Annotated in this window: 12 protein-coding genes; 8 read left to right on the forward strand and 4 right to left on the reverse strand. The window is 74.2% G+C overall.

The features are described 5' to 3' along the window. Positions 1 to 127: 127 nt before the first annotated feature. Entirely contained in the window at positions 128 to 385 is a 258-nt protein-coding gene (locus ACIRQY_RS11360; RefSeq protein WP_351791018.1) for an antitoxin, read from the reverse strand. Between the two features lie 61 nt (positions 386 to 446). Next, positions 447 to 653 carry a hypothetical protein gene (locus ACIRQY_RS11365; protein WP_351791016.1) on the reverse strand — a complete coding sequence of 69 codons (207 nt, stop codon included), beginning with the start codon at positions 651 to 653 and terminating at the stop codon, positions 447 to 449. 179 nt (positions 654 to 832) lie between these two features. Between ACIRQY_RS11365 and miaA the strand changes: the two genes are divergently transcribed. From miaA to hflX, 6 genes are all read left to right on the forward strand, one after another. Beyond that, the gene (miaA, locus tag ACIRQY_RS11370; protein WP_403923991.1) at positions 833 to 1,771 is read left to right on the forward strand and encodes a tRNA (adenosine(37)-N6)-dimethylallyltransferase MiaA; all 939 of its coding nucleotides are present in this window, start codon (positions 833 to 835) and stop codon (positions 1,769 to 1,771) included. Between the two features lie 108 nt (positions 1,772 to 1,879). Further along, positions 1,880 to 2,398, forward strand: coding sequence for a hypothetical protein (locus ACIRQY_RS11375; protein WP_403924671.1), 519 nt, complete (start codon positions 1,880 to 1,882; stop codon positions 2,396 to 2,398). Positions 2,399 to 2,567: 169 nt separating this feature from the next. Further along, a complete protein-coding gene (gene dapF, locus ACIRQY_RS11380; protein WP_403923994.1) occupies positions 2,568 to 3,437 on the forward strand; it encodes a diaminopimelate epimerase in 870 nt (289 codons plus the stop codon). Between the two features lie 254 nt (positions 3,438 to 3,691). After that, positions 3,692 to 6,022 carry a RelA/SpoT family protein gene (locus ACIRQY_RS11385; RefSeq protein WP_403923996.1) on the forward strand — a complete coding sequence of 777 codons (2,331 nt, stop codon included), beginning with the start codon at positions 3,692 to 3,694 and terminating at the stop codon, positions 6,020 to 6,022. 343 nt (positions 6,023 to 6,365) lie between these two features. After that, on the forward strand, positions 6,366 to 7,856 hold the full coding sequence (locus ACIRQY_RS11390; RefSeq protein ID WP_403923999.1) for a M1 family metallopeptidase: 1,491 nt from the start codon (positions 6,366 to 6,368) through the stop codon (positions 7,854 to 7,856). A 122-nt stretch (positions 7,857 to 7,978) separates the two neighbouring features. Beyond that, positions 7,979 to 9,472 carry a GTPase HflX gene (hflX, locus tag ACIRQY_RS11395; RefSeq protein WP_351791002.1) on the forward strand — a complete coding sequence of 498 codons (1,494 nt, stop codon included), beginning with the start codon at positions 7,979 to 7,981 and terminating at the stop codon, positions 9,470 to 9,472. 108 nt (positions 9,473 to 9,580) lie between these two features. On the opposite strand, the gene ACIRQY_RS11400 is transcribed toward hflX, so the two are convergent. Together ACIRQY_RS11400 and ACIRQY_RS11405 are read right to left on the reverse strand one after the other, a co-directional pair. Next, the gene (locus tag ACIRQY_RS11400) at positions 9,581 to 10,750 is read right to left on the reverse strand and encodes a trypsin-like serine peptidase (RefSeq protein ID WP_403924003.1); all 1,170 of its coding nucleotides are present in this window, start codon (positions 10,748 to 10,750) and stop codon (positions 9,581 to 9,583) included. A gap of 326 nt (positions 10,751 to 11,076) precedes the next feature. Further along, entirely contained in the window at positions 11,077 to 12,249 is a 1,173-nt protein-coding gene (locus ACIRQY_RS11405) for a hypothetical protein (protein ID WP_351790997.1), read from the reverse strand. A gap of 331 nt (positions 12,250 to 12,580) precedes the next feature. On the opposite strand from ACIRQY_RS11405, the gene ACIRQY_RS11410 reads away from it, so the two are divergent. Together ACIRQY_RS11410 and ACIRQY_RS11415 are read left to right on the forward strand one after the other, a co-directional pair. Beyond that, on the forward strand, positions 12,581 to 14,278 hold the full coding sequence (locus ACIRQY_RS11410; RefSeq protein ID WP_403924006.1) for a diaminobutyrate--2-oxoglutarate transaminase family protein: 1,698 nt from the start codon (positions 12,581 to 12,583) through the stop codon (positions 14,276 to 14,278). 503 nt (positions 14,279 to 14,781) lie between these two features. Further along, a complete protein-coding gene (locus ACIRQY_RS11415; RefSeq protein ID WP_403924009.1) occupies positions 14,782 to 16,608 on the forward strand; it encodes an IucA/IucC family protein in 1,827 nt (608 codons plus the stop codon). The last annotated feature ends 55 nt before the right edge of the window (positions 16,609 to 16,663 follow it).

The following is a 16,663-nucleotide window of genomic DNA, read 5'->3' on the forward strand; positions in this document are numbered from 1 at the left end:
GCCGCCCCCCCCCTGCCCGCGGGGGGGGCCCCGCGCGGCCCCCCCCCCGGGCACCCCCGGGGGGGGGCGGGGGGGGCCCCCGGCCCCCGCGGCCCCGTCCGCCGTACGTGCGGAGGGGCCGTCGGTGTCAGGCGGCGGGCGGCGGGGTCGTACCGCCGTTCCCGGGCGTGCCGTCGTCCTTCTGACCGATCCGGTCCAGCGCGTCCTTGGCCTTGTCCGTACCGGTGTGGATCTTGTCGCTGTACTTGCCCTTGGTCTTCTCGTCGACCAGCTTCGCGGCCTTGTCGAGGCCCTGGTCGATCTTGTCCCCGTGCTGCTGCGCGAGGTCGGCGACCTTTTCCTTCGCCGGGCCGAGCTTGGCCTTCAGCGAATCCAGGAGACCCATGGGAACCTTCCCTCCGCGGACCCCGTGGGGCCCGTCCTTCGGTGTGCCGTCTGTGTGCCGTCTATGCTCCGGCGTCTTCACCGGTCCGACCGTCGGCGGCTTCCGCCGACGACTGCTGCCTGGGGATGTCGACGGTCGCCGCCGTCGGGGGAGTCCCTTCCGCGCCGTCCGGTCCGCTGCCGGACCCGGCCGGAGCCCCGGCCCCTCCCCGCGCCTCCTCCTCGACCGCCGGGACGACGGCGACCTGCTCCGACTCGGCCTCGGTCACCTTGCTCGTCCTGCGGCGAAACGCAGAAAAAACGCCCATTGCTCACTCCATAGCGTACTCGGACGGGACGGGTTCCCTGGCGAACGGGGCCGGAACCCCGCACCGGGCAACGAAGCCCGGAACGGCCCCGTCACGTAGCTCGTTCGGGGACGGGCCCGGAGGTTTGCGAGACTGGGGCGGTGAGAAGCGCAGCTCCCGCACCGCGGGTCATCGCCGTCGTCGGCCCCACGGCGGCCGGAAAGTCCGATCTGGGTGTGTTCCTGGCCCAGCAGCTCGGGGGAGAGGTCGTCAACGCCGACTCCATGCAGCTCTACCGGGGGATGGACATCGGCACCGCCAAGCTGACGCCGGAGGAACGCGGCGGCGTCCCCCACCACCTCCTCGACATCTGGGACGTGACCGAGGCGGCCAGCGTCGCCGAGTACCAGCGGCTGGCCCGCGCCGAGATCGACCGGCTGCTGGCCGCCGGACGCGTCCCCGTCCTCGTCGGCGGTTCCGGTCTGTACGTACGGGGGGCCGTCGACGCCCTGGAGTTCCCCGGCACCGACCCCGCCGTCCGGGCCCGTCTGGAGGCCGAACTGGAGGAGTACGGCCCCGGCGTCCTGCACGCCCGGCTCGCCGGGGCGGACCCCGCCGCGGCCCACGCGATCCTGCCCGGCAACGGACGCCGCATCGTCCGCGCCCTGGAAGTGATCGAGATCACCGGAAAGCCCTTCACGGCGAACCTGCCGGGCCCGGACTCCGTCTACGACACCGTGCAGATCGGCGTCGACGTGGCCCGTCCCGAACTGGACGAGCGGATCGCCACCCGGGTGGACCGGATGTGGGAGGCGGGGCTCGTCGACGAGGTCCGCGCCCTGGAGGCCCGCGGTCTGCGTGAGGGACGCACCGCCTCCCGCGCCCTCGGCTACCAGCAGATCCTTACCGCGCTGGCCGGGGAGTGCACCGAGGACGAGGCCCGCGCCGAGACCGTGCGCGCCACCAAGCGTTTCGCCCGTCGCCAGGACTCCTGGTTCCGCCGCGACCCGCGCGTCCACTGGCTCAGCGGGGCCGTCGAGCACCGGGGGGAACTCCCGGGACAGGCGCTGTCGTTGGTCGAACGAGCGGTCACAGCCTGATCACGTGATGGCATCGGGACGCCCTGCCCGTCAATTCGGCGGCCGGGAGCGTGCCATCATCGAGCGACGATCGACCGAGTGAAGTCCGAGTGGGGAGGGCGCGTGGCGATGGAGGCCGGCCCTCGCGACAGAGAACAGCACGGAGCGTCCCTCGGCGACCCGGCGGGTGACGCCCCCGGTGTCCCGGTGGGCGCGGCCGGCCTGGACCCGGACCTTCCGGTCGGTGCCTCGGGCCTGACCCCGGACGGCCCGGACGACGTGCTGGGCACCTCCGTCGAGGTGGACGCCGCCGAGGTCGAGGTGGAGCTGCGGCCCCAGCGCAGGCTGCGGATCTGGCAGCTCGCCCCCATCGTGGCGCTCGCCGCCCTCGGCTCGCTGATGTTCGCGTTCCCGCTCGCCTTCGGTTCGGGGGACGGCGGCGCCGTCGTCGCGATGCTCGGACTTCTCATCAGTTCCTGCGCGGCGGGCTGGGGCGTGATGGCCGCCCGCAGGGTCGGCCACACCTGGCCGGGGCTGCGCAGGCGCGGTTCGGGCGAGCGCCCGAACTGGCGGGCGCTCCTGCTGTACGCGGTGACGATCACCGCCCTGGTGTCCCTCGCGGTCTGGCGCGTCGCCCGCCTCCGCTGACCCGGTCATCGGCCCCGGGCCCGACTCCCGCGACTTCCGGGCGCCCCCTTTTCCATCCCCCCCGGTCGCCCGGACCCGCTCCTCCGCGCCCGGTCACGGCCGGTGGCCTGCGACGACCGGCCCGTGGACGGTCGGGCGGCGCCCGGGGCCACCCCGTACAGTTGATCGCGTGACCAACGCGCAGACCTCACCGCTCCCGTTCCTCAAGGGCCACGGCACCGAGAACGACTTCGTGATCGTCCCCGACGCGGAGAACGCCGTCGACCTGCCGCCCGCCGTCGTCGCACGGCTCTGCGACCGACGGGCCGGGATCGGCGGCGACGGACTGCTGCACGTCGTGCGCAGCGCCGTCCACCCCGAGGCGCGGCACCTGGCCGACGAGGCCGAGTGGTTCATGGACTACCGCAACGCGGACGGCTCGGTCGCCGAGATGTGCGGCAACGGGGTCCGGGTCTTTGCCCGGTACCTGGAGCACGCCGGGCACGTCACCGCCGGTGAGGTGGCCGTCGCCACCCGGGGCGGGGTCAAGCGCGTCCACCTCGACAAGGACGGTTCCGTCACCGTCGCCATGGGCCGGGCGGTCCTCCCCGAGGACGGGGTCACCGTCACCGTCGACGGCCGCCACTGGTCCGCGCGGAACGTGAACATGGGCAATCCGCACGCCGTCGCCTTCGTCGAGGACCTCGCCCACGCGGGCGACCTCTTCACCGAGCCGTCCTACGAGCCCTCGGCGGTCTACCCGGACGGGGTGAACATCGAGTTCGTCGCCGACCTCGGCCCCCGGCACGTCGCCATGCGCGTCCATGAGCGCGGCGCGGCCGAGACCCGCTCCTGCGGCACCGGCGCCTGCGCCGTGGCCGTCGCCGCCGCCCGCCGGGACGGTGCCGACCCCGCCGTGACCGGCACCCCCGTGACGTACACCGTGGACGTGCTCGGCGGGACCCTGGTCATCACCGAGCACCCCGACGGCCGGATCGACATGACGGGCCCCGCGGTGATCGTCGCCGAGGGCACGGTCGACCCCGAGTGGCTGGGCTGAGACCACCGGACCGGACCACCGGCGGACGGGCCGCCGGACCCGGGCGGCGGGGCTGAACCACCGGACCGGGCCGCCCCTGCCCGAGAGTGACGGAATCGAAATCGTCAACGACCGATCTGTCGCTCGAATGGGTGATCCGGTTCATGCTGGGCGAGAGCGTGACGGCGCCGCGTGGTGGGGTCGGTAGCATCAAGCACCGGCCCCCCGGGCACCCCTGGCCCGCCCACTGCCGGTCGACGTCGCCGGAGGTGCCCATGAGCGCAGAGGCCGCCAACCCCGTGAGCGCGGCGGAATCCGCCGACACCGGGACGACCGCCCGCAGACGCGGGCGCGCCAGGATCGATCTGCGCCGCCTCGGCCGCGCCGCCCTGCTCGGCGCCACCGCGGGACCCACCCCCCGCGACCGGCTGCCGGACGCCATCAGCCATGTCGCCGAGGCACACCGCGCCCACCATCCGGAGGCCGATCTGACGGTGCTGCGGCGGGCGTACGTGCTTGCCGAGCACTCGCACCGGGGCCAGTTCCGCAAGAGCGGCGAGGCGTACATCACCCATCCGCTCGCGGTCACCCTCATCCTCGCCGAACTCGGCGCGGAGACCACGACCCTGACCGCCTCCCTGCTCCACGACACCGTCGAGGACACGGAGGTGACCCTCGATCAGGTGCGCCGCGAGTTCGGCGACGAGGTGGCCTATCTGGTCGACGGCGTCACCAAGGTGGAGAAGATCGACTACGGCGCCGCCGCCGAGCCCGAGACCTTCCGCAAGATGCTCGTCGCCACCGGTGACGACGTCCGGGTGATGTCGATCAAGCTCGCCGACCGGCTGCACAACATGCGCACCCTCGGGGTGATGCGGCCCGAGAAACAGGCCAGGATCGCCAAGGTCACGAGGGACGTCCTCATCCCCCTGGCCGAACGGCTCGGCGTCCAGGCGCTCAAGTCCGAGCTGGAGGACCTGGTCTTCGCCATCCTCCACCCCGAGGACTACGAGGTGATCCGCGCGCTCGTCGCGGGCGCCCCGCAGTCGGGGGACGCGCTCGGCGCCGTCGCCGATCAGGTGGCGTCGGTGCTCCGAGAGGCGGGCATCGGCGCCGAAGTCCACGTCCGGCCACGGCACTTCGTCTCCGTCCACCGGGTCCGGCTCAAGCGCGGCGAACTGCGCGGCTGCGACTTCGGACGGCTCCTGGTCCTGGTCGCGGAGGACGCCGACTGCTACGGGGTGCTGGGCGAACTGCACACCTGCTTCACCCCGGTGATCTCCGAGTTCAAGGACTTCATCGCCGCGCCCAAGTTCAACCTGTACCAGTCGCTGCACACCGCGATCGCCGCTCCCGACGGCGCGGTCGCCGAGGTCCTCATCCGCACCCACCGGATGCACACGGTCGCGGAGGCGGGCGTCGTCGCCCTCGGCAATCCGTACGTGGGGCAGGACACGGCCGCACAGCCCGGGGCGGAGGCCCCGGCGGCCACCGCCCCGGCCCCCCGGGAACCGCTCACGGCCCCCACCGGCCCCGGGAGCCCCAGCGGTCCGGAGGCCGCCACCAGACCGGAGGCCCGCACGGGTCCCGCCGCTTCCAAGGCTTCCCCCCGCTCCGACGCGTCCGCCGAGGCGGACGCGACCGCAGGGGCGGAGGACGAGCGCGTCGACCCCACCCGTCCCGGCTGGCTCTCCCGCCTGCTGGACTGGCAGCAGGCGGCGCCCGACGCGGACACGTTCTGGTCCTCGCTCCGCGCCGACCTCGCCGAGGACGACGAGATCACCGTCTTCCACACGGGCGCCGGCCTCCCCGGCACCATCAGCCTGCCCGCCGGGGCCAGCTGCGTCGACGCCGCGTACGCCCGGCACGGCGAGGCCGCCCACACCTGTCACGGCGCCCGCGTCAACGGCCGCCTCGCCCCGCTGAGCACCGTCCTCGGCGCCGGGGACACCGTCCAGCTGCTCCTCGACCCGGACGCCGGGTCGGGCCCCTCGCCCGAGTGGCTGGACCACGCCCGCACCCCCGCCGCCCGGATCGCGATCACCGGCTGGCTCCGGGACCACCCCGAGAGCACCCCGCCACCCGCCGCGAGCACCGGCCCCCGGCCCCCGGCGGGGCCCGTGGCCGACCGGCGTACCGGCGCGGAGCTGCACGCCGACCTGGCGGGAGAACCGGCCCCGGCCGTCCGCCCGGCGGGCTGCTGCACGCCCGTACCCCCCGACGAGATCACCGGTTTCCGGGTGAGCGGGGGATCGGTCACCGCCCACCGCTCGGGCTGCGCCGCCGTCGACACCATGCGCGGTCTCGGCCGCGAGCCGGTCGCGGTCCGCTGGGGCGACACCGCCCACGGCAGGGTCACCCTGGTCGCCGAGTCCTTCGGGCGGCCCGGCCTCCTGGCCGACCTCACCGAGGCCATCGCCGTCGCCGGGGCGGCCGTCGTCGCCGCGACCGTCGAACCGCCGAGCGAGCAGCGCGTCCGGCACACGTACACGCTCCACCTGCCCGACGTGGCCCGCCTCTCCGCCCTCATGCGGGCCATGCGGGACGTGCCCGGCGTGTACGACGTGACCCGGGCCCGCCACCGCCCGTCGCCGCGCCGCGCCTGACGGGCCCGCCCCGGCCGAACGCGAGACCGGCCCCGAGCCGGACCGGGGCGGGGCCGTGCGTCCGGGGCCCGCGCGGGGCCCGCCGCCGGATTCGGCCGAGAAGCGCGCCCGACGGGTCCGGAGCCGGTTCCGTGCCGGGCCCGGGGAGGCGTGGGGGGGACCTGTCGGGTCCGGACGGGCCCCACGAGCATCCCGCCCACCCGGACCGGGCGGGCCCCGAACCGCCGACGCCGCCCCCGGCCCGCCCCCGTGAACCCCTTCGAGTGGCGGGCGGGCGCGTCGGCCGGGGTCCGGGGGAGCGTCCTGGTAGCCGTAGGGCCAGTCCTCAGGAAAGGCCCGGCCCATGCCGCTCCTCCGCACCCCCCCGTCCCGCGCGCGGTGGCTCCGCTCCGCCGTCCTGGTCGCCGCCTCCGCCGGGCTCGTGGCCGCCGCGCTGCCCGCCCCGCAACCCCTCGGCATCGGGGACCCGCTCTTCCCGGAGCTGGGGAACCCCGGCTACGACGTCCTCGCCTACGACCTCGACCTCACCTACACCGGCGTCAACACCGAGCCCCTCGCGGCGGTGACCCGGATCGACGCCCTCGTCACCGCCGACCTGGAGCGGATCAACCTCGACTTCACCCACGGCACGGTCTCCGCCGTCAGCGTCGACGGCCTGCCCGCCGCGTACGCCACCGCGGACGAGGACCTGGTGGTCACCCCGGCCGTACCGGTCGACGCGGGGGAGCGGGTGCACATCGTCGTCACCCACACCAGCGACCCCCGGGGCCCGGCCTCGGCGGGCGGCTGGGTGCGCACCACCGACGGGCTCGCCATGGCCAACCAGGCCAACGCCGCCCACCGGGTCTTCCCGTCCAACGACCACCCCGCCGACAAGGCGTACTTCACCTTCCGCGTCACCGCCCCCCAGACCCTCACCGTCGTCGCCAACGGCCTGCGCACCGGCCGCGTCCGGCACGGCGCCACCACCACCTGGACCTACCGCGTCACCCACCCCATGGCCACCGAACTCGCCCAGATCTCCATCGGCGACTCCACGGTCCTCCACCGCGAGGGCCCGCACGGCCTGCCCGTACGGGACGTGGTCCGCACCGCCGACCGGGAGCTGATGGAGCCCTGGCTGGCCCGGACCCCCGGACACCTGGAATGGATGGAGCGACGGGTCGGCCCGTACCCCTTCGAGACGTACGGGGTCCTCGTCGCCGACGCCTCCACCGGCTTCGAGCTGGAGACCCAGACCCTCTCGCTCTTCGAACGCCGACTGTTCGCCGACCCGAGGTACCCGCGCTGGTACGTCGACTCGGTCCTGGTCCACGAACTGGCCCACCAGTGGTTCGGCGACAGCGTCTCCCCCCGCACCTGGTCCGACCTGTGGCTCAACGAGGGCCACGCCACCTGGTACGAGGCGGTGTACGCCGAGGAGAACGGGGGCCCGACCCTGGAGCGCCGCATGAAGGCCGCCTACGCCGCCTCCGACCGCTGGCGGGCGGACGGCGGCCCGCCCGCCGCACCCGATCCGCCCACCCCCTCCCACCAGATCAGCCTCTTCCGGCCCGTGGTCTACGACGGAGCCGCCCTCGCCCTCTACGCGCTCCGCGAGGAGATCGGCGACGACGCCTTCCGCCGCCTGGAACACCGCTGGGTCGCCGGCCACCGGGACTCCACCGCCACCACCGCCGACTTCGTCGCCCTGGCGGGCGAGACCGCCGGACGCGACCTCACCGCCTTCCTCCACGGCTGGCTGTACGAGAAGAAGACCCCCGCCATGCCCGGCCACCCGGACTGGCGCAGCGACCCCGTCGACACCGCCCCGGACACCGTGAAACCCGGGTGACGCGTCCGCCGGGGCCGTGGCACCATCGTCGGGTCGGCGACGCGGCCGGGACCGGGAATCTTCCGGTGCCCACAGGCGTTGTGCCGACATCAGACTCATCGCTCCCTCGACGTAAGGATCAAATGACCTCCTCTTCCTCCCCTTCCCAGGACGAGCAGAGCTCCGCGCAGACGAGCCGTACCGAGAGCCTTCGGGCCGATGCCCTGATGGAAGAGGACGTCGCCTGGAGCCACGAGATCGACGGAGAGCGGGACGGCGCCCAGTTCGACCGCTCCGAGCGGGCGGCGCTGCGCCGCGTGGCGGGCCTCTCCACCGAGCTCGAGGACGTCACCGAGGTCGAGTACCGCCAGCTGCGCCTGGAGCGCGTCGTGCTGGTCGGTGTCTGGACCTCCGGGACCGTCCAGGACGCGGAGAACTCCCTCGCGGAGCTCGCCGCCCTCGCCGAGACGGCGGGCGCGCTCGTGCTCGACGGCGTGATGCAGCGCCGTGACAAGCCGGACCCGGCGACCTTCATCGGTTCCGGCAAGGCCCGTGAGCTGCGGGACATCGTCGTCGAGACCGGTGCGGACACCGTGGTCTGCGACGGTGAGCTCAGCCCCGGCCAGCTCATCGCCCTCGAAGACGTCGTCAAGGTCAAGGTGGTCGACCGGACCGCGCTGATCCTCGACATCTTCGCCCAGCACGCCAAGTCCCGCGAGGGCAAGGCCCAGGTCGCGCTCGCGCAGATGCAGTACATGCTGCCGAGGCTGCGCGGCTGGGGCCAGTCGCTCTCCCGGCAGATGGGCGGCGGCGGCGGTGGCGGCATGGCCACCCGCGGCCCCGGTGAGACCAAGATCGAGACCGACCGGCGCCGCATCCGCGAGAAGATGGCGAAGATGCGCCGGGAGATCGCGGAGATGAAGACCGGCCGTGACATCAAGCGGCAGGAGCGGCGCCGGAACAAGGTGCCGTCGGTCGCCATCGCCGGATACACCAACGCGGGCAAGTCCTCCCTGCTCAACCGGCTCACGGGCGCGGGCGTCCTGGTGGAGAACGCGCTGTTCGCCACCCTCGACCCGACCGTCCGCCGGGCCGAGACGCCCACCGGGCGGGTCTACACCCTGGCCGACACGGTCGGCTTCGTCCGGCACCTGCCGCACCACCTGGTCGAGGCGTTCCGCTCCACCATGGAGGAGGTCGGCGACTCCGACCTCATCCTGCACGTGGTGGACGGCTCGCACCCCGCCCCGGAGGAGCAGCTGGCCGCCGTCCGCGAGGTGTTCCGGGAGGTCGGCGCGGTGAACGTGCCGGAGATCGTCGTCATCAACAAGGCGGACGCGGCCGACCCGCTGGTCATCCAGCGTCTCCAGCGGATGGAGAAGCACTCGATCGTGGTCTCGGCCCGTTCGGGCGCGGGCATCCCGGAGCTGCTCGCGCTGATCGACGCCGAACTGCCCCGCCCGCAGGTCGAGCTGGAGGTCCTCGTGCCGTACACGCAGGGCGGTCTGGTCTCGCGGGCGCACGCCGAGGGCGAGGTCGAGTCCGAGGAGCACACCCCGGAGGGCACCCTGCTCAAGGTCCGGGTGCACGAGGAACTGGGCGCGCTGCTCACGCCGTACGTTCCGGCCGCACACTGAACGGACGGCCCACGCCGTACGCGAAGGGCGCCGCCCGCCACCCCGTCAGGGGGGCGGGCGGCGCCCTTTCGTCATGGACTGCACCGACCCGGCCAAGCCCCCCCCCGCTCAGCGGGCGAACTTCTTGCTGACCATGTCGTGGGCCGCCTTGGCGCCCCGTCCGAGCTGTGGTCCCGCGAGCCAGCCGTTGCCGCCCGCCGGGCCGATCGAGGTGTTCGACACCAGGGCCGTCCCGCCGTTCGGCAGTACGCGGAACCAGCCGCCGCCGGAGGAGCCGCCGGTCATGGTGCAGCCGATCCGGTACATCACCGGAGTGGCCGGGGCCGTCGTGAGCCTGCTCGCCGGACCGAGGCACTTGTGCATGATCATGCCGTTGTACGGCGGCGCCGCCGGGTAGCCCCAGGCACCCACCGTCCCCGTCCGCGCGGGCGCGGGCGCCGAGAAGTCGACCGGCAGCGCCGCGCCGACGGTCTCCTCCAGGGACTTGGAGCCCCGCTGCGGCTTCACGTGCAGGACGGCGTAGTCGTACGGCCAGGCCTGGCCGGTGCCACCGGACTTGATCCACTCGCCCGAGGTCACGGCCCAGTCGGCCCAGTACTGGCCGTAGGGGTAGACCTCGTGCGGCTGGGCGTCGTTCAGCGCGGCCGGGGACTTGCCCAGGTCGTTGAAGGCGGGGACGAAGGTGATGTTGCGGTACCAGCCGCCCTTCTTGCCCGCGTGGACGCAGTGACCCGCCGTCCACACCATGTTGGACTTCCCGGGCCTGCGCGGGTCCTTCACGATCGTGCCGGAGCAGACCATGTGGCCCTGCGGCGAGTCGAAGAAGATCTTGCCGACCGGTGCCGCGTTGCGGTGGTACGGCGTCTTCTCGCGCTGTGCCCGCACCGGCGACGGCGTCGGGTCGGTGCCGCCGCCACCCGCCTGCGCGGTGACCGTCTGCTCCGGGTTCTTCGCCGACCGCATCCTGGCCGGGTCCCAGAGCCCGTCGATGACCGGATTGACGAAGTCCTCGGCCTCACGCAGCCAGGTGCCCCTGTCCCAGTCCTTCCACGCGCCGTCCCGCCACTTGTCGATGTCGACGCCGTGCTTCTTGAGCTTGTCGGCGAGATCGGCGGTGAGGTCGGAGTCGGCGGCGGGCGCGGAGCCGCCGGCCTCGGTGGAGGGCTTGCCCGAGGGCTTGTCCGAGGCCGGGGTCTCGGTGGGCCCGCAGGCCGTGACGGTCAGCGCGAGCGCGGTGACCAGGCCCAGGACGGCGGGCAGGAGTCTTGCGGAACGCATGTGGTGTTTTCCCCCTGTGGTGGTTCCGCGTCCGGGAACGGGCACACGTCGGCGCGTTCTCGCCTTGACGTGGTCATGGACGCGTCACTTGCGGTGCACAGTATGCCGGTCGGAACCGGCGCGGACACGGGCCGGGCCCGTACCCGTACGGCGGTGGTCGCGGGCGGCCCGCACCCGACGCCCGGGGCTCGGGCGCGGAGAAGGCGGGGCCCGGACTCCCGGGACCCCGCCTCGCCCTCCCCGCCCGGCGAGGGGCCGGGAGGAGACGACCCGGTGCGTGCTTCGAGAGCCCCGCCCGCCTGCCGACGCTCCTTTCGAAGCAGGAGCTAGCGGCTCGCGGACCTCGTGCTGACCTCGGAGAAGACGGCCTTGGCCTCGGGGCCGAACCTCGGTCCGGCGAGCCAGCCCGCCGTCGACGGGCCGATCGAGGTGTTCGACACCAGCGCGGGCTTGCCGTCACGCCCCTGGGCGACCCAGCCGCCCCCCGACGAACCACCGGTCATCGTGCAGCCGATCCGGTACATCGTCGGCTGGTCCGCCTTCAGGGACAGCCGGCCCGGCCTGTCCGCGCACTGGAACATCTTCTGGCCGTCGAACGGCGCCGCCGCCGGGTAACCCGTCGCCGTCAGGCGTGCGACCTTCGGCACGGCCGGAGCGTTGAACTCCACCGGCAGGGCCGAACCGACCGTCTCCTCGAGGGACTTGCCCGAGGAACCCTTCTCCGGGGTCACCCGGATCACCGCGAAGTCGTACGGGGCGCCCGCGCCACCGGTCGAGGCGCCCTGGGCGATCCACTGGTCCGAGGTCTTGACCCAGTCCGCCCACCACACCCCGTACGGAGCGATCTGCTCCCGCGTGGCCTTCTCCAGGTCAGAGGTCGGCAGCGCCGCGTCGTTGTACGAGGGGACGAAGGCGATGTTGCGGTACCAGCCGCCCTTCTTGCCCTTGTGGACGCAGTGGCCGGCCGTCCACACCATGTTGGACCTGCCGGGGTGCGCCGGGTCCTTCACGACCGTGGCCGAGCAGACCATCGAGCCCTCGGGCCCGTCGAAGAAGACCTTCCCGGACGCCGGGGCGCTGGCGTGGTACTTCGCCGGGACGCCCTTCGCCCGCACCGGGTCCGGCGTCGGGTCGGTCACGCCCTCGTCACCGGAGATGTCCTCCTCCTCGACCGGCTTGTCGGGGCGCTCGGCCTCCCGCATCCGGTCCGGGTCCCAGAGGTCCTCGATGATCGGGTTGACGAAGTCCTTGGCCTCGCGCAGCCACTTGTCGCGGTCCCAGTTCCGCCACTCGCCGCCGCGCCACTTGTCGATGTCGATCCCGTGGTCCTTCAGGCGCTGCTTCAGGTCCTCCGGAATCTTGATCCTGTCGGGAATCCGGTTCGTGGGCGCGCTGGGCTTGTCCGCCGCGTTCTGCTCGCTCGGGCCGCAGGCAGTGACGGTCAGCGTCAGCGCCGCGACGGCGGAAGCCGCCGTCAGCAGTGGACGAATCGATCGCATCTCGTGATCCCCCTGGAACTACGTGTACTGATGTCTTCTCGCGCACGGGCGGAGCCGTGGCCACCTCCGTACGGACGGTGGCCGGAGGCCCCACTATGCCGGTGCCGGAGGGGACGGTACGCGCCCGGCGGCCGGTTCCGGGAACCCTTCGGCCGTTGTCGTGCCGTGATCCGGGACACGCCAAGTTCCTTCCGCCGGGCCCGTGATCCCCGGCATCCCGCGTCGTTGGTACGTACGGGGGACACAACGACGGCGCCCCGGAAGGCCCTTGAGGCCGTCCGCCGGTGCCCCGATGTGCAACGCAACCGTTACAGCGGGAGGACACCGAGCCGTGGCCGTGACCGAATCAGCTCCGGCCGTCCCACCGGCCGCGCGGGCGCAGACCCGGACACCGGGAGTCCCGGGAACCGGCGCGCACGACGAGGCGGAACGCGCGGGGGAGGGCCGGAGCCCTGCCCCGCCGTCGGGACGGACGACCCCCCTGCCCCCTCCGGCCCACGGACAGCCGGAACCGGAACGGCCCGAACCAGGACGACCGGAACCGGACCGGTCCCGGCCGGGGCGGCCGGAGCCCGCCCAGCCGGAGCCCGAGAAGTCCGAGCCCGAGAAGTCCGAGCCGGGGCGGCCGGGCCTCGCGGCCCAGGAGCAGGGCGGAGGCGGGTACGAGGGCATCCTCCGCCGCCAGTCCCTGCGCGAGTCCGCCGCCCGCACGTATGCCCGCTCCCTGCCGATCGTCCCCGTCCGGGCCCGGGGCCTGACCATCGAGGGCGCCGACGGCCGCCGCTACCTCGACTGCCTCTCCGGTGCCGGGACCCTGGCCCTCGGCCACAACCACCCCGTCGTCCTCGAAGCCGTCAGGAAGGTCCTGGACTCCGGCGCCCCCCTGCACGTCCTCGACCTCGCCACCCCCGTCAAGGACGCCTTCACCACCGAACTGTTCGCCACCCTGCCGCGCGGCCTCGCCGAGGACGCGCGCATCCAGTTCTGCGGCCCCGCCGGTACGGACGCCGTCGAAGCGGCGCTCACCCTCGTCCGTACGGCCACCGGCCGCACCGGGCTCCTCGCCTTCACCGGCGCCTACCACGGCATGACGTCCGGCGCCCTCGCCGCCTCCGGCGGAGCCGCCGACGTCCGCGTGACCCGGCTGCCGTACCCCCAGGACTACCGCTGCCCCTTCGGAGTCGGCGGCGCCGAGGGCGCCCGGCTGGCCGCCCGGTGGACCGAGAACCTCCTCGACGACCCCAAGAGCGGGGTCACCGCCCCCGCCGGAATGATCGTCGAGGCGGTCCAGGGCGAGGGCGGGGTCATCCCCGCCCCCGACGACTGGATGCGGGCCATGCGGCGGATCACCGCCGACCGCTCCGTCCCGCTCGTCGTCGACGAGGTGCAGACCGGCGTCGGCCGCACCGGCGCCTTCTGGGCCGTCGAACACAGCGGGATCGTCCCCGACGTGATGGTCCTCTCCAAGGCCATCGGTGGCTCCCTGCCCCTCGCCGTCATCGTGTACCGCTCCGGGCTCGACGTCTGGGAGCCGGGCGCCCACGCGGGGACCTTCCGCGGCAACCAGCTCGCCATGGCGGCGGGCGCGGCCACTCTCGCGTACGTCCGCGAGAACGGACTCGCCGAACGGGCCGGCACCCTCGGCGCCCACATGCTCGAACGGCTCGGGGAACTGGCCGCCGCCCACCCCTGCGTGGGCGACGTCAGGGGCCGGGGCCTGATGATCGGCGTCGAACTCGTCGACCCCGAAGCGGCCGGGCCGCACGACACCGTCCCGCCCGCCGCCCCCGCCCTGGCCCGCGCCGTCCAGCGGGAGTGCCTCGCCCGGGGACTCATCGTCGAACTCGGCGGGCGCCACTCCGCGGTGGTCCGGCTGCTGCCCCCGCTCACCCTCACCGACGAGCAGGCCACCGCCGTCCTCGACCGCTTCGCCGACGCCCTCGCCGCGGCCGAGCGGGCCCACACCCCCCACCCGGCCGCCCCCCGACGGGCCCCGGCCCCCCGGACCGCCACCGGGCCGTCCCACTGAACCCGGACCGCCCCCGGCCCCACCCCAAGGAAGCCCCCGTGAACGCCACCCCCACCTCCCCGGCGCCCGCACCCACGACGGCACCGGGCACCCCCGCACCCGACACGGCCACACCCGGAACCGTCACCGGCTCCACCGGACCCGAGGCCTTCGCCCCCGTCACCGGACCGTCCGCCTTCTCCGCCGGACCGGCGGCCAGGACCGCCGCGCCCGCCCCGAGCGCCACCGCCGCCTCCGTACACGGCCCGCCCGCCGCCGTCCTCGCGGCGCACGGCCCCCTCACCCACGGACCGACCGGGCACGGACCGGTCACGCACGGTCCGACCGGGCACGGACCGGTCTCGCACGGACCGACCGGATACGGCTCCGCCACCCACGGATCTACCGGGCACGGACCGACCGGCCATGGACCGACCGGCCACGGGCCCATCGGCCACGGAACAGCGGGCCACGGGCCCGCCGCGCACGGACCCGTCGCCCACGGACCCGCGTCCCACTCCTCCGTGTACGGCCCCGACAGCGCCGACGACCCCACCGTCCCGCGCCAGCACACCGGGCCGGGGGGCCTCCGGCCGCACCGCCCGGCCACCGCCGCCGACGCCCTGGACGACCCCGACCCCCTGAACGACCCCGACCCGGCGCGCGCCGCCGACGCCGCCGCCGTCGAGAACCTGCTCCGCTGCTGGGTCAGGGAGACCGGCCGGTCCGCCCCCGGCTCCACCACCCTGCGCATCCCCCTCGACGCCAGCGGCACCGCCCTCCTCGTCCCGATCCTCCACTGGTCGCCCACCGGCTGGCACCGCTTCGGCGCCCCCGTCCTCGAAGGACTCCCCGCCACCGCGCCCCCCGTCGACGCCGTGACCGTCGCCGCCCTGCTCGGCCGGGAGAGCGGCCGGCCCGAAGGCACCGAACTCGTGGGCCGGGTCGCCGACTCCACCCGCCGCACCGCCGAGTTCCTGGCCGAGCGCCGCCGCAGCCCCCGGCCGCACCCGGCCGCCGACCCCTTCCTCGCCGCCGAACAGTCCCTCGTCCTCGGACACCCGCTCCACCCCACCCCCAAGAGCCGCGAAGGACTCTCCGAGGCCGAGTCCCGGCTCTACTCGCCCGAACTCCACGGCTCCTTCCCGCTCCACTGGTTCGCCGTCGCCCGCTCGGTGCTGGCCGCCGACTCGGCATGGACCGAACAGGGCCGCCCCGTCACCGCCGAACAGCTCGTCGGCGGCCTCGCCGAAGGGCTCGCCCTGCCCGCCGGGACCGTGCCCCTGCCCGTACACCCCTGGCAGGCCCGCGAACTCCGGCACCGCCCCGAGGTCCGCGCGCTCCTCGACGCCGGGCTCCTCCGCGACCTCGGCCCGTACGGCAGCCCCTGGCACCCCACCTCCTCCGTCCGCACCGTGCACCGGCCCGGCGCGCGCGCCATGCTCAAGCTCTCCCTGGGCCTGCGCATCACCAACTCCCGCCGCGAGAACCTCCGCAAGGAACTCCACCGGGGGGTGGAGGTCCACCGGCTGCTCCGCACCGGGCTCGTCGACGAGTGGCAGGCCGCCCACCCCGGCTTCGACATCGTCCGTGACCCCGCCTGGCTCGGTGTCGACACCCCCGACGGCGTCCCCGTCCCCGGGCTCGACGTGATGGTCCGGCACAACCCCTTCGGGCCCGACGACGACGCCGTCTGCGTCGCCGCCCTCACCTCGCCGCGCCCCTGGCCCGGGTCCGCCGTCCTGCGCTCCCGGCTCACCGATGTCGTCGACGGGCTCGCCGTCCGAACCGGCCGCCCCACCGCGGCCGTCTCAGCCGAATGGTTCCTTCGCTACCTCGACCAGGTCGTCCGGCCCGTGCTCTGGCTCGACGGACACGCGGGCATCGCCCTGGAGGCCCACCAGCAGAACACCCTGGTCCTGCTCGACCGCGACGGCTGGCCGGTCGGCGGCCGCTACCGCGACAACCAGGGCTACTACTTCCGCGAGTCCCGCCGGGGCGCGCTGGAATCCCGCCTCCCCGGCATCGGCGACGGCAGCGACACGTTCGTCTCCGACCGGATCACCGACGAACGCTTCGCCTACTACCTCGGCATCAACAACGTCCTCGGTCTGATCGGGGCGTTCGGCTCCCAGCGACTCGCCGACGAACGGGTCCTGCTCGCCGCCTTCCGCAGTTTCCTCACCGCCGCCGACGACCTCGGCTCACCGCTGCCGCGCCTCCTCCTGGACGCCCCGACCCTGCGAAGCAAGGCCAACCTCCTCACCCGTCTGCACGGTCTGGACGAACTCGTCGGCCCGGTCGACACCCAGTCCGTGTACGTCACCGTCACCAACCCCCTCCGCACCTGACCCCACCCGCACCCGCCCCTCCCGGTGCCTCGGCGCCCGCCCCAGGACCGGACAC

It is taken from the genome of Streptomyces sp. NPDC101490 (assembly GCF_044767145.1).
Lineage (GTDB): Bacteria > Actinomycetota > Actinomycetes > Streptomycetales > Streptomycetaceae > Streptomyces.

What these genes read in the sequence shown, in the direction of transcription:
- ACIRQY_RS11360 (WP_351791018.1), bottom strand. Translation starts at nt 385, where the DNA reads ATGGGTCTCCTGGATTCGCTGAAGGCCAAGCTCGGCCCGGCGAAGGAA.
- ACIRQY_RS11375 (WP_403924671.1), top strand. Translation starts at nt 1,880, where the DNA reads ATGGAGGCCGGCCCTCGCGACAGAGAACAGCACGGAGCGTCCCTCGGC.
- ACIRQY_RS11385 (WP_403923996.1), top strand. Translation starts at nt 3,692, where the DNA reads ATGAGCGCAGAGGCCGCCAACCCCGTGAGCGCGGCGGAATCCGCCGAC.
- ACIRQY_RS11390 (WP_403923999.1), top strand. Translation starts at nt 6,366, where the DNA reads ATGCCGCTCCTCCGCACCCCCCCGTCCCGCGCGCGGTGGCTCCGCTCC.
- hflX (WP_351791002.1), top strand. Translation starts at nt 7,979, where the DNA reads ATGACCTCCTCTTCCTCCCCTTCCCAGGACGAGCAGAGCTCCGCGCAG.
- ACIRQY_RS11400 (WP_403924003.1), bottom strand. Translation starts at nt 10,750, where the DNA reads ATGCGTTCCGCAAGACTCCTGCCCGCCGTCCTGGGCCTGGTCACCGCG.
- ACIRQY_RS11405 (WP_351790997.1), bottom strand. Translation starts at nt 12,249, where the DNA reads ATGCGATCGATTCGTCCACTGCTGACGGCGGCTTCCGCCGTCGCGGCG.